At 35.5% G+C, this 14,269-nt stretch carries 7 protein-coding genes; 6 read left to right on the top strand and 1 reads right to left on the bottom strand.

The window, feature by feature from the left end; all coding sequences use genetic code 11:
- Positions 1-168: 168 nt before the first annotated feature.
- From CG11_RS13955 to CG11_RS13935, 5 genes are all read left to right on the top strand, one after another.
- Positions 169-3,591, top strand: coding sequence for a WG repeat-containing protein (locus CG11_RS13955; RefSeq protein WP_052597211.1), 3,423 nt, complete (start codon positions 169-171; stop codon positions 3,589-3,591).
- A gap of 201 nt (positions 3,592-3,792) precedes the next feature.
- Positions 3,793-4,191: a prepilin-type N-terminal cleavage/methylation domain-containing protein gene (locus tag CG11_RS13950; RefSeq protein ID WP_052597209.1), complete on the top strand. Its 399-nt coding sequence runs from the start codon at positions 3,793-3,795 to the stop codon at positions 4,189-4,191.
- Positions 4,191-4,697, top strand: coding sequence for a prepilin peptidase (locus tag CG11_RS13945; protein WP_052597206.1), 507 nt, complete (start codon positions 4,191-4,193; stop codon positions 4,695-4,697). Before CG11_RS13950 ends, CG11_RS13945 begins: the two co-directional genes overlap by 1 nt.
- On the top strand, positions 4,690-6,108 hold the full coding sequence (locus tag CG11_RS13940) for a GspE/PulE family protein (RefSeq protein ID WP_052597204.1): 1,419 nt from the start codon (positions 4,690-4,692) through the stop codon (positions 6,106-6,108). The genes CG11_RS13945 and CG11_RS13940 overlap by 8 nt, the downstream gene beginning before the upstream one ends.
- Positions 6,109-6,526: 418 nt before the next feature.
- Positions 6,527-9,715 carry a hypothetical protein gene (locus CG11_RS13935; RefSeq protein WP_052597202.1) on the top strand — a complete coding sequence of 1,063 codons (3,189 nt, stop codon included), beginning with the start codon at positions 6,527-6,529 and terminating at the stop codon, positions 9,713-9,715.
- A 60-nt stretch (positions 9,716-9,775) separates the two neighbouring features.
- Here the strand turns inward: CG11_RS13935 and CG11_RS13930 are convergent, their stop codons facing one another.
- Positions 9,776-11,254, bottom strand: coding sequence for a hypothetical protein (locus CG11_RS13930; protein WP_052597200.1), 1,479 nt, complete (start codon positions 11,252-11,254; stop codon positions 9,776-9,778).
- Between the two features lie 186 nt (positions 11,255-11,440).
- On the opposite strand from CG11_RS13930, the gene CG11_RS13925 reads away from it, so the two are divergent.
- Entirely contained in the window at positions 11,441-14,254 is a 2,814-nt protein-coding gene (locus CG11_RS13925; RefSeq protein ID WP_052597198.1) for a hypothetical protein, read from the top strand.
- Positions 14,255-14,269: the final 15 nt, after the last annotated feature.

The raw sequence follows: 14,269 nt of genomic DNA, 5'->3' as shown, positions 1-14,269 counted from the left end.
CTTTGTCGTAATAGATGATCATGTCTAGTATTATAGTAGCAGCGCAGCTAACTATTGGTATTAAACACATAAATTTTAATAGCTTTTCTAGGAATGGGGGTGTAGTTGTGAGCACCTCCATTTTATCTCATTACATTTTCATTTTATCACTTTCCTAAACATCTAATTATGTTGCGTCCCTTTTTGGTAATGATATTCGCCATAGCAGCTCTTGTCGTAGAGGCTCAACAAAATCAACATTTATACCCTGTTCATATTAATAAAAAATGGGGAATGATGGATGTTAACGGCAATTTGATTGTTAATCCTTCTTATAGCGCAATTGGTGTTTTTCAAGATGGTTTGTATGCTATTGCCGAAAAAGAGGGCTTGTTGGGTGTTTTGGATACAACAGGGGCTTTGGTGATTCCTTGTCAATATGATTGGATGGACTATATAGGTCGAGGACTATTTTCTGTCAAAACAGAAGGTGCGAATTGGCGTGTGATTAATACAGAGCAGAAACTTATCTTGGACGATATGGCTGCCAGTATTGAGTTTTTGGAAGATGCTTTTTTGTCTTATGAAGAAATCACAGGACTAGGCTTGGCACATCTCAAAAAAGGGGTGATTTTGCCACCCCAATTTGAAAAGTTTAGTTTCCTAAAAAACAAATTTATTGTAGCCAAAGATGAAGAGGGCATAGAAAAATTGTACGATTATGACGGAAAAGTAATTTTGGGGGCAGGGTATGACCGAATTGCTGTTCAAGATAATTTAATTTGGGCAAAAAGGAGTGGTAAATGGGGGGCTTTTAATGAAGAAGGAGTGAATGTAATACCACACAATTGGCTTAATTACAAAGCAATAGGCAATAAGTTTTACCGATTTGTAGACGAAGAAAACAAAATAGCTCTGTATTCAGTAGAACTAAATTCAGTCATATTAAAAGGCTGCAAGCAGGTTAAGGTGTTTGATGAAAATCATGTAGAGGTAATTATGGCTAGTGGCGTAAGGTCTCTAATTGATGGGACAGGGCAAACAGTTTTGTCTGGAGCATATGATTTTATTACAAAGTTTGGAAAGAATACTTTTAGAGTAAGAGAAAATGGATTAGAGGGAGTCTTAAATCAAGACGGATCGGTTTTAATTCCTCTTATTTATGATCATATTAGCAATTTAAATACGACGGTAGCTATTGCTCGTAAGGGCAAAAAATATGGCATTATTAATAATAATGGGGAAATTGTTGTTCCTATTGCTTATCCTCCGTCACTGGAGTTAAATGATAACAATGCTCGTTATCAAGATGATAAAGGGAACTTACAGCTGTTTGCTTTTGATGAAAATGGTCAATTGTCAAATAATACAAAATTTTCAAATTTAAAGTCTTTAAAAGTACGTTCTTCAGGACGGACGTTTCGTTCTACTACTACTGTCAACAATACCAATAATGCTACCTCCAATCCTTTTCAAATTAGCGATAGTTTGTGTTGGAAATATCACACAAGAGCGAGAAAATGGGGACTGTGGCACATACAAGAAGAACGATATAAATTTGCACCACAGTGGGCAAGTGTTCAAGTATTTAAGAAGCAAGGAATTTCGATCGTAGAAAAAGAAAAAATCGACATAGGAGGTCGTATTAATACAGGAAGAATTCGGTTCAAAATTCACGAAGTTTATGGTGTTTTCTCAAATGTACATGGGTTGCCTGTTACTAAAATGGAGTTTTTAGATATAAAAACATCTGATTTTACGCTTCGCAATATGGATATTGCCCGTTGTGTCTTTGTTGGAGGAAAACATGGTTTAATAGCACAAAATGGAAAGATTATAAAAAGAGGCTTTGCTTATATTGGTGAATTTGTAGAAGGAAAAGCTAGAGCGACCAAAAAAGGACGGTTATTGGTTGACTTAGAGGGGAAAATTGAACGTCCTATAGGAAAAGCAGCTCCATTTTTTAACGATTTTTTGGCTGCTTATATTTTTGACAACGACAATGACCCCAAATATTTTGAAGCATTTAAAAAGGAAGGGACACTGTATTGCGCAGATGCAGAATGGGGATACTTGGATACGTTAGGTATGGTGCACAGTCCTTTTAAGTATGATTATGCAGAGAATTATTCTAATGATAGAGCGCTGGTTAGAAAAGAAGGGAAATGGGGAATGTTAGACGAAGAGGGAAACGAAATACTGCCCCCAGCTTACGATAATTTCAATTTTCTACCTAAATCCAACCAGCAATTATTTTTTATTGCACAGCATCGAGTTTTGCATGGTGCGATTGATAGTAATGCCAATATAGTTGTTCCAGTACAATATTTGAAGGTTCGAAATTATCAAGAAGATCGAGTTGCGGTTAAAAATTTGTCTGGTCGTTGGGGTTTTGTCAATCGAAGTGGCAAAGAGGTGATAAAATCAAAGTATAGAATAGCGAGAGATTTTAGCGAAGGTCTGGCTGTTATTTTTGATCAATCAAGATGGGGCGCGATAGATCCTTCAGGGAATGTTGTTATTAAGCCTCAATATCTAAGAATGGGAGATTTTAAAGAAGGCAAGGCTTGGGTACATCTTCCTAAAGGAAAAAAAGGATATATCAGCCCCACAGGAGAGTTGTTATTTGCTGGTAGGTTCTCTCGTTTAACAGATTTTAAAAATGGTATAGCAAGAGTCTATATTCGCAAAAAAGGTTGGGGACTGATTAATACCCAAGGGGAATTTATCCTAAAACCGAAAAGGCGCTATGAGAATATAAGTGCTTTTAATGAATATGGACTAGCAAAAGTGAAAATTGGCAAAAAGTATCGTTTAATGAATCAAAGGGGTGAGCTAGTTGGAAAAAAAGCGTATGGTAAAATTCGTGATTTTAAGGAAGGCTTTGCTGTTGTTCGCATTCAACCGCTAGGAAAGAAAGCATTGGGAAAAACGAATTTGAATTGGATGTTTATTGACACAACAGGTACCTTGGTTTGTGATAAAGAATTTCGTCAATTGAAGGACTTTTCAGAAGGGCGAGCTGCTTTTACTTCTGATGAATCTAAACGAGGGTACATTAATACCAAAGGCGATGTCGTTATTGAACCGACTTATTTTAGGGTAGAGCCATTTCAAGGCAATCGAGCTGTCGTTTGGGAGAGTTATAATAAAACGGGAGTTGTTGATACGACTGGAAATGTAATTATTCCTGTAAAATATAATAAAATTTTGGACATCAACAAAGGCTTGGCATTGGTGCGTAGAAATTCTTGGACGTATTATTTTGTGCATGAAGATACCAAACGACATACCCCCAACAATTTTACAGGGGCAATGAGATTTGAAAACCATGTCGCTCCTGTTCGAGTCAAAAACAAGTGGGGAGTCATTAATGAAAAGGGATTGCAACTCTTAACTCCTAAATATGCAAAAATTACGCCCTTTAAAAAAGGAGTGGCCAATGTGAGTATTACCAACTTACTAGGAGTGGTTGATTTGCAAGGAAAGATAATTATTCAGCCCGAATATGAGTACGTGGATTATGTGGGAAATGGCTTGTTTAGAGTAGAACAAGGGGATAAAGTAGGATATTTAAACATGGAAGGGAACTGGGTTTGGGAAATGCAATAGTAGTTTTGGTTTGATTTTCTTTGAAATTAATTAACAGTACTTGTCTTTGATTTTCTGCTTAGAAGGGTTGCGAATATCTGTCAAATTTTGTATGTTTAGCTTTTTTTGAACGATTACTTATACTTATTCTTTGATAATTAATGTTGTTTGTAATGCGAGTATTCAACAACCAAGTAGTCAAAGCATTGAAAAACTGTAACCATGAATAAAAAACTTCCCGCATTTACCCTGACTGAATTGATGATGGTATTGGTCATCATCGGAATTCTAATTTTATTAGCCTTGCCCAATTTGCAAGGATTGTTTGGACAAGCTTACAGCTTGGAAGCCAAAAAACAATTAAAATACATTCAAACCTTACAAAAGGCATACTACCAAACCAATTTTCGATATACTGACAATTTTCAAGAACTGCGATTTGAAGCGCCTGCATTGAAACAAACAGGGGGAGATGCTTTGTATGTATACGAGGTGGTGAATGCCTCAAAAGAGAATTTTATTGCTAGAGCAACGGCTTCTGAAGACTTTGATGGCGATGGACAACTCAATGTTTGGGAGGTCGATAAAACGGGAACGCTCAAAGAAACCGTACTGGATTAATGCATCCTTATTATTGGCTTTGTTTGGTTTTGGGAATGGTTGTTTATCAAGATTTTAAAGACAGAGCGATTAGCGTTTGGACGATTCCCTCTATTTTTTTGTTAGGATTGTATGCAGCTTGGTCAAGTCCTACATGGGAGCCTTGGTTTTTGTATTTTAATCTTTCTTTTGTGGCAATACAATTGATAGGAGTTAGTCTCTATTTCTCCATCAAGCACAAACAATGGATCAACATTACAGAGCATTATTTGGGATGGGGTGATATTTGCTTTTTTTTAGCTATCACAACACTATTTTCTCCTGCACAATTTTGTTGTTTTTTTATAGGCTCCCTAATATTAATTTTATTGGTAACAGGCATTTATCATTGGAGCGTACAAAAAATTAAAACCATTCCGCTCGCTGGTGCCATGAGCCTTTGTTGGTTGCTTTATTTAATAGCACTTTATTATTATAATACTTCTTCTTACAACGATTGGAGTTTATTACAATACATTTATGGATAATTTAGAACTTCAACAAGTCGATCGTAGTATTTTACAATTAGTAAGTACAGAACAAGCTTGGCATTATAAAATTATCCCTTTTCAAAAAAAGGAAGGGGTCTTGTATTGTGCAGCAATAGAAGAAGAAAATACGTCTGTGGAAGAATTGGAAGTCTTGTTAGGAGCAGAAATTGTTTTAAAATATGTTCCAGCGAACACATTGCAACCTTTCTTGAGTCAATACTATAGGCGACAAGCTAGAGAACAAAAGAGCAAGGTATTAGATAAAAATCAAGACATCTTGGATCAACTAATTCATGAAGCACATCAATTAGGTTCTAGTGATATACACATTGAGACCTACGAGCACAAATGTCGAGTACGAATTCGTATTGATGGAGAATTAGTAGAACGATATCATCTAGAAAAAGCAACCTACCCTAGTTTAGTCAACAAAATTAAGATTCGTGCCAATTTGGATATTGCAGAAAAACGCTTGCCACAAGATGGACGTATTTTCTTTCAGAATAACCATCAGAAATTTGATTTACGGGTTTCTATTTTGCCTACTTTATATGGCGAAAAGGTGGTGATGCGTTTGTTGAGTAGTGATATAGGAAATATTGCGTTAGAAGAATTGGGCTTTGAACAACAACAATTAGAAGACTATCTAGAGGGCATAAAACGACCTAATGGAATTGTTTTGATTAGCGGTCCCACAGGTTCAGGAAAGACAACCACTTTGTATGCTACGATGCACTTGTTGAACGAAACGAGTCGAAATATTACGACAATAGAAGACCCTATTGAATATACATTAGAGGGGATTAATCAAGTGCAATTAAAAGAAGCCATTGGTTTGGATTTTTCTTCTGCGATGCGAACATTTTTGCGCCAAGATCCTAACATTATCATGGTAGGAGAAATACGAGATAAGGATACCGCGGAAATGGCGATTCGTGCTTCTTTGGTTGGGCGTTTGGTGTTGTCTACCATTCACACCAATTCAGCTTGGGGGATCATTCCACGTTTAGTTGATATGGGGATTCCTGCCTATTTATTAGCAGATACACTTAATACAGTAGTCGCCCAACGACTGGTTCGCTTGCTTTGTGTGCATTGCAAGGAAGAACAACCCTTATCAGCCAAAGAATATCCTAGAAATTACAAGGCGCCTCTTGCATTGACAACACAATACGTAGCCAAAGGCTGTGACCACTGTTTTTATACGGGATATAAAGGTCGAAAAGCTGTTTATGAAATTATTCCACTAGATGAAGAATTGGCAAATTTGGTCAAACAAGAGGAGTTTAATGTAAAAGAACTACTAAAAGAAAAAGGAATTAGTTCTTTAGCTGACAATGCCTTTGAATTGCTTAAAAAGGGACTAACTTCTATGGACGAAATTTATCCCATCTTAGCCAGTCGTTAATAGAATATAGAAGAATGATTTCTTTGTTAGTTAGTGTTTGATTATCATTGTTTTGTGTGTTTGTTTGGTGGTTGGATCTCATAATTAACCACTAAAGTTTGTTTGTAATTGGTATCCTATCCATTTATTTTTGTGCTTGTTAATCTTACAGGTATGTAGGATTAAACAAGATCGCAGAATATAAAACTTGCCCCATGTTTTAGCTATCAATAGTTTTATTTTTTGTGTGTAGTAGGCGACTCAACGTTTACACTACCTACATCTTGTATGAATGCATTGTATGAAGTTTTGGATACAATGTATGCCCCCTCTATTCGGTAATAGTAATATAGCTTATGTATTTAAAATAATCCTATTCCACCTGTATCAGTGGATAGACGATCAATACACATTAATTACCAATTAAAACACACGAATTATGAAAACAAGAATAATCGGCTTGTTGGTTGTGATGATAACGACCTGTCATGCCCAATTAACCCATTCCTTTGTTAATAAGTTGGTCTTGCACCATACTCCATTTGTAGCACCAAATTATTACAGCAACGAATTTGTCGCAACTTCATTAGCAGATTTAGCCAATCCTAGTAACGCAGGCAAAATAGCTTGTTTTGAATCTATTATTACATTAAACAGCAATTTTGTATTAGCCGAAAATTTGACACTCAAAAGCTGTGGAGGCTATTTAGATATTGATTCATTTACCTTAACAGGGGTAAATACATCTATTTATGGACTAGAAGATCAATTAATTGTAGAGAGTTCTAACGGTGAATTGAAAGGAACTTGGAATGCAGGGGCAACACTATATGCCAAAAATTTGGGTTTGAAAAATGACGGAGTAGAATATACAACAGGAAGCATCAGCGCAGGAAGTGCTACTTTGGTGGTGACCGATGGGGTTTTTTCCGCTGCTGATGTTGGAAAATTTGTAGCAGTTTATGGGGCAGATGCAGGCTTTGTGGCTTCCAATCCTCAAATAAGTCAAAATTCTTTGCAAACTAAGATAAAATCGGTTGTTAATACCACCACTGTTGTTCTTGATAAACCTGCCACTAGAACAGTTAGTAATACAGAGGTCTGGACTGGAACGGATAACTTTCAAGCAGGAAAGAATTTGTTTTTTGTCAAAAATCAGACTTCAGGAAATACGCTGATTTTTACAGAGGGACTTTATTTTACCAGTGTTCGAGAGTATGTCAATAATCTTCGATTAACTACCGCTGTTGTTGGTTGGTACATGGGAGATGGTACCGATAAGCATACGCTCATGGGAGCTGGTGTGATACGAGCTATTCCTCATAATTTGAGAAAATCTAGGTTGTTGACAATCGGAAATACTCATAATTATACGATTTCCATTGACTTGGAACAAGATAAAAAAATGCATAATTATTCTGGTCTTACAGCTGCTAATACAGGAGATGATTTTAATATAGTTGTTTTTATTCGAACGGCAGCTTATAATGGATTGATAAAAGATTGTTCTATAAGCAATACAGAAGGAACATTAATGTCTAGCTCTGGTGACTTGCAGTTTACTAATTATATAAAAGGAGATAGCACGATTAATGTGCATCAACGAGCATCAAATGTAACAAATGGAGACATTAATGGTATAACTGGTGTACCACTTCCTGGAAATGGAAATTATACATATAATATTGATTTAATAGATATAAGCAAGTCACAGTTTGAAACAACTCGAATTGCGAGAAATGATCGAAGAGGAAGAAGGCATTATCAATTTTCTGGACTTGGATACGCTGGATGGTCAGGTTTGACAACACCAAGATACTGGGCGTATTATTACGATGAAAATGGTATGTTTTTACGGAAAAGCCAAGAGCAGGTATTTTATCATACTTATGAGTACGAAGACGATGTTAAGTTTATCAGAGTAAAGTTTGAGAAAGTAATAGATGCTACACTTGTTAACGCGCAAATTAGGGCTAATCTAAATCCAATAGGTTTGACGCTGCAAAATGTTCATTTTAACGCTGGTGGTGCTCATGGACTAAGTAATATGCCTACTAATTTTTTGATGGATGGAGGAAGTATTACGGATGTGGGAAATGTATTACCAGCCTATGCTTCGAATACAGAAGATATGCGTCGTGGTGTCCAAAATCAGACTTTTAGAAATGTGTTGTTTAAAGATGGTTATACAGGATATTTAAATTGGGTAGGTACAGATGGAATTGTTGTTGATCACTGTTATTTTTTGGGGACAACGGCACCAAGTAGACAAAGAAGAAATGATGGTTATACAAATTCATTAAGCGCAGATAAAGCAAGAAATGACAGAACAATTAACAACTTATTTTATAATGCTGCCATAGATCTTGGAAGGAGTTCCTTTTTTACCAATAATACAATGATTGGTGGAAGTTTGCAAATAACTGCTAATGGTTCAGAAGTGGTTGACAACCGCTTTCATAATGTTCAAATTGCCAATATTAATTATCCTCAAGCAGATAGAGATTATTCTAAACTTAAGGATGCTACATTTACATACGATAAGACTTGGAAGGGGTATTTGATTAGAGATGTTAATATGGGGTTGATTATGGAAAACGTAACCATCGAGTTTAACAAAAAAACTAGATTGACGTACTTAGTAGATCAATCAACGTCTTTTGAACCTATTGTTTTGGGACAGAATGGCAATAAGTTATTTAGCAATAACCCTAAAATAAAACATGATTTTGGCGGCTATCTTAAAAATGTAAGTGTTAGTGGTGCTCGGATAGAGCGATCAGTACGAGACTATTCGTTGACAGCTGTCTATTGGCCAGTAACGGATTATTATAATGTTTATTCAGAATCTAGCATGGTTTTAAAGTATGGTTTGCCTAAAGATCGTGTTTTTAATGATTTAACTGTTGATGGTCGTTTACAGTTGGATTACGATGATTATAAAACAACGTTAACAGCAAAACGCCCTGTACATACGTTTAACAACCTAAAAGTAACTATTCCTGAAGGAGAGTTCGATTGGACAAGTAGTTCGGCTTATATCTTGCGAATAAGTAAAAGAAATGTAGATCTAGTTTTTAACGATGCTGTTTTTGATTTACAAGTACCCTCTACTCAAGTAGGAACTTATGGTAAATGGATGCGTTTAGAACAATTGGGAACAACAGAATTTAACCGAACGACCTTTAAATCCGCTAGTCCTAGAGTAATTGATTTATCTACTTTTCCAGCTACTCTAGGAGCCATTACTTTCACCGATTGTATTTTTGAAAATGTAACATTTATACCTCGACCAGGAATTGATGTTATTCAAACAACAACCATTCCTACAACTATTGTCGATTATGCTGCAAGCCAAGATTTTTCCGTAACTGATTTAAACAAAAGTAGAAATTACACTGGAGGAGGAAATGACACTTGGTCAATGACAACCAATGTAGATGATTATGCCACGATTGGCACTAGCATCGAACTATATAATTCAGGAGTTGGTAGCGTTACTGTCGCAGCTGGAACAGGCATTACGATCTTGAATTCTGGAAATGGGATGACCTTATCCACTAGTAGTAGAAGTGGAAAATTAATTAAAGTGGCTCCAAGAACTTGGTTGTTGAGTTTGTACAATTAAAAAAGAGGGTAGAAGTTGTCAATTTAAGGCAGCTTCTATTTTTTTTGTAAATCAAGGTGTTTACCAATTCTTAGCTTTAGAATGGGGTGTTTGGTTTATTTTGTGTTTGATCCAAGTTAAAATCCAAGACATTTGAATTGTTCTTTGTTCTGTATGGGTAGCATTGGTTTGAAAATCAGATAATTGTTGATGTAGTTTTTTTAGAATAAGCAAAATCTCGGAGGGTTTGGCTTGTAGTAACTGTCTAAATCCATTGACAACGATAAGTTCTACTTGATGATTTTTCTTATCTAAGTTAAACTTTCGTTGAATAGAACGAACGTGGCTCTCTAGTAATGAGAACTCTTGTGTATCAAAATAAATGCAGAGTTTGAGTAGAAGAGCAGGGGCGGTTAGCTTTTTCTTTTTATTATCTTTCTTCAAAACCACATCCAAAAAAGTCAATGCATGGTCGTAGTTCTTAATCATCAACGAAAGGATAACAAAACAGTAATAAACAGCACAAGTGTCTAATTTAGAATGCTCCAACCAAGCAGTATTTTGATTGATCAGTTGCAATCCACTATCAATATCTTGAATGCCAATATACCAATTGGCTTTCATCTCAATAGTTCTTAATTCATACCTATCTCTTTCGGCTTGTATGGTCAAGTTGTTTTGGTCTATTTTTTCAAATAATTCAGCAACCAGTTTATGATCTTTGTTGTATTGAGCAGCGGTACAAGCATTTTGTAAATAATCCATATACTCCTCGGCAGTTCGGATTGTTTTAAAGTGTTTTTCAAATAGCTCAAGTGCTTGAATGGAATATTGTAAACTCTGAGGGTAGTCTGTTTTTAAGAAACTATAAGTAGAATGAATTTGTAAAAAATGCAAATGAGAAGTAATGCTGTTAGCTTGATTAAAAGAGGTTAACAAGTCATGTTGCAGGAGTTGTTCCATTTGATGGATATAGTCAGGAGACAGCTTTTTCTTTTTGAATAGATAATGTATTTGAGTTTTTAGAATGCTATAATGAGTGGCACAAGCAGCCTGTTCTTTTTCTAGCAACATATTATCTACAAAATTTTGAAAAGATTGATCGGTGTGGCACGAAAAAAATGAAACCTTATTTTCTAATTGGATAAGTTGCTGATTGATAAGTTGAATGTAGTGAAATGCCTCGTGTTTTTGGGCAAGTTGTCTTAATTGATGAATTTTGGTTTTTGCCTGTTCGTATAACTCTTTCTGATATAAAATATGAAATTGTTGTAAGCCAGCTAGCAATTCGTGTTCTATCGTGGAATTTTGATGAAATTGACTAAGTGCTTCCATGACTAGTTGGTACAATCGCTTTTTTTCTAAACTTAATGCGCTACCTCTAAATATTTTTTTTAGGGCATTTTCATTATAAACTTCTTGCTTGGTAAGCATTTTAAAAAGACGCAAATGCTTGACTCCTTTTTTTCCTAATTCTTGAATGCGTATGCTCACTCTTTTCTTTTCCTCTTTATTTAAACTATTAACTAGTTGGTGTAATTTGGCTGATGGTTTTCTCATTATTTGTGTGTTAAATCGATGATATTCAGCTGTTTGTTATTTGTTTTGCTTTTGGATTTTATAAAAATAGGCTAAAATTGGTTTGCTGGACTAACTCTTTATATCTAGTTTTATTTCAATGAGATATTACTAAAACAAAGCATTTCTCATACCTAAAATATAAAGCTTTAATTAAAACACATTATTATGAAAAAAATAATTCTAGGTTTATTCTTAGCTAATACCTTAGTAATTCAAGCCCAAACAACACCTATTCATCGATCCAGCAGAAGCGTATTAAATAGCTTATTAGCACCTATCCATCTAACGACGTACAATCAAGGCGTTTTTATTGTCAATACTGTGGCAGATTTATCTAACCCACTTAATGCTGGAAAAGTGGCCTGTATTCAGGATGATCTTGTATTAACATCAAATTTAACTATAGCGAGCGGGATTATTTTAAAAGATTGTGGCGGTGTCATTGTTGTTGGGAACAACGAGATTACATTCCAAAACAACAGTTTTGATTTTCCTTATAATAGGATAGTTGTTGATTTAGGGCAGCATGGCACCATCAATGACGCTTCAACGTTTGGTAATGGAGACATTAACATTGTCAACTTTGGATTAGTTGGGGATGGTGACTTAGCAACCAATAGCGGTACAGACAATAGAAATGTTTTTTTGCAAGCCATGAAAATTTTTAATTCTTGTGATGGTCAAGCAAGAATAGAAGGAAAGGGAAATTATCTTTATTCTGTAATTCCTTCTAATTTATATGGCAGTAGCACTCCCAACAATTTTTATTTAACAGGAAAAGCTTCCTTGACCTTAGATCCAGATGTTGTATTGGGTTGTCTTACCAATGGGCATCATCGTTATGATATTGTTACATTTTGGAATGCAAAAGAGACCTTTTTAAGAGGAGGGTTAATTGTTGGTGATTTGAGAACACATGATTTTTCTGCAACCACATCAGAAGGTTGTCATGGAGTTGTTGTATATACTAATTCAGAGTATATTACTATCGAAACCCCTGTGATTGAAGTTCCAGGTGATTGTATGAATGCTCGATACAATCCAGAGTTTATTCATATGAATAAAGTGGTAGAAGCTGCTTTTACTAAAAATAGCACGATTGATGAAACAGGGGCGATTGTTGCCAGTAATGATTTTTCTTACTCAAAAGAATTTAGTGTAAATCGCAATACTTTTCGAACGAATGGAATTGTTTTTGGCGGTGGTAGTTATGCTGGCTTTTTTGGATTAGATATTCAACAATATTGGATGGTTTTTTATGATAATTCAGGAGCTTTTATTTCAAAATCAGATATTTTAGAAACGTATAGAAGATTTAAGATTCCTGCGAATGCGGCATCTGTTCGGTTGGTAATTTATAATCCATCCGATTGGAGCCTTTTAAAAGGTACTTTGTATGCCCCTAATTATCCTCAGCACATTACTTATCGTCCTCCTTATTTGAAAAGAGGAGTGCGACAAGGTATCTCTAATCCGCCCCCAAATAGCACAATTACCAACATTCGATTTGAAGAAAATGGAAGAAGGTTTGATGGCACAACAGGTTCTCCGGGCTTTGCTATAGATGTTGAAGATGGTTATCAAAACTTAAACCAGTTGACAATTTCAAAGAATACTTTTTTGAACAATAAAGGAGGGGATATTATCTTAAAAGGTACTATTAACGCGACTATTTATGATAATAGATTTTTGTACAATACCATTCCTGGATTTGTCAATGTTAATGCTGTAAGTTTGGGAAATGGGACTAATTCTAAGTTTTATAACAACCTAGTACAAGATAGAATACTGTCGTTGGGTCGAGGCTCTAGTGCTTATGATAATACATTAATGGACGTTACTGTATTGTTTTCACTGGAAGATGAAACCTTGATTAACAATACCCAAGCACACAATGTCCGATTTGGAAAAGTGTTAGGAGAAGGAGAAAGCGTAGCGTATATTAAAAACAATATGTTTACATATGACAAGCCCTTGCATCAGGCTATTCCTGTCTTTAAATTTAGCCCTCATTGGATTTGGATGAACAATAGTTTTGACTTTAAGCATCAAACTGTAGGTCGGTATCATAATTTGGCTTATGCTTCTGTAGGTAATGTAGCAGCAAGAGGTTATATTGATGGTTTTACAATCAAAAATCTAAAAGCTGTCTCTAGTGGTGCGCATTATTATGGAATGGCTTTTCCTGCAATGAATATTAAAAATTATACCTCTTCTATTTCGACTTCTATTATAGATGGGGCGGCACGGGATCTTGTTTTTGAGAATATGTATATCGAAGGGTGGTTTGATCTGAGATTGACAAATTTTGCCAGTAGCAATTCTGGCAACGACAATAACTATCCTACAATTCACTTAAAGAATGTCAATATTTCGATTGAAAATAAGGATGAGGTACGTTATACAAGGTATGCTTTTAGAACAGCGAATAAAGATTGTCATATTCTATGGAAAGAAGGAAGTTTGAAAATGAAAATAGGTGATTCTGAGCCTAGCAGCAATCGTTTTTTTGATGTAGACCATTATGGAACACTGACATTTGATAACGTACAGTTTAGTTCAGAAACGGCGGTCACTATGAACACGAACAATGCTACTTGTGGAAAAATTACTTACGTTGATTGTGAATTTGAAAACGTAGTATGTCCATTAAGAGCTGGAGATGAGATGATTTGGACGAATAAAGAAATCTTGAAAACTCAAACAAATTTGACGTATTCTATCGAAATCGACGATAGAAATGATACCGTTGTTAGAATGGATAATGTAGGAGCTAATACCGTGATAATTCCTACAGAGGCTACCGTGCCTATGGTTGTTGGAGATAAATTAAGAATCAAACAAGTTGGCGTTGGGATCACTACATTAGTCGCTGACACTGGAGTAGTTTTAAGAGGTAATCTAACTAGCCCAAGACAGTATAGTATTGCAACTTTGATCAAGATAGGGGCTGACGAATGGGAAGTCAGCTGGAATTAATAAAGGAGGTAAAAA

The organism is Aureispira sp. CCB-QB1 (assembly GCF_000724545.1).
GTDB lineage: Bacteria > Bacteroidota > Bacteroidia > Chitinophagales > Saprospiraceae > Aureispira.
The sequence above is the reverse complement of the archived record's forward strand: the minus strand, read 5'-3'. Positions and strand labels throughout refer to the sequence as shown.

Coding starts and splice junctions, on each gene's coding strand:
- CG11_RS13955 (WP_052597211.1), top strand. CDS start 169: ATGTTGCGTCCCTTTTTGGTAATGATATTCGCCATAGCAGCTCTTGTC.
- CG11_RS13950 (WP_052597209.1), top strand. CDS start 3,793: ATGAATAAAAAACTTCCCGCATTTACCCTGACTGAATTGATGATGGTA.
- CG11_RS13945 (WP_052597206.1), top strand. CDS start 4,191: ATGCATCCTTATTATTGGCTTTGTTTGGTTTTGGGAATGGTTGTTTAT.
- CG11_RS13940 (WP_052597204.1), top strand. CDS start 4,690: ATGGATAATTTAGAACTTCAACAAGTCGATCGTAGTATTTTACAATTA.
- CG11_RS13935 (WP_052597202.1), top strand. CDS start 6,527: ATGAAAACAAGAATAATCGGCTTGTTGGTTGTGATGATAACGACCTGT.
- CG11_RS13930 (WP_052597200.1), bottom strand. CDS start 11,254: ATGAGAAAACCATCAGCCAAATTACACCAACTAGTTAATAGTTTAAAT.
- CG11_RS13925 (WP_052597198.1), top strand. CDS start 11,441: ATGAAAAAAATAATTCTAGGTTTATTCTTAGCTAATACCTTAGTAATT.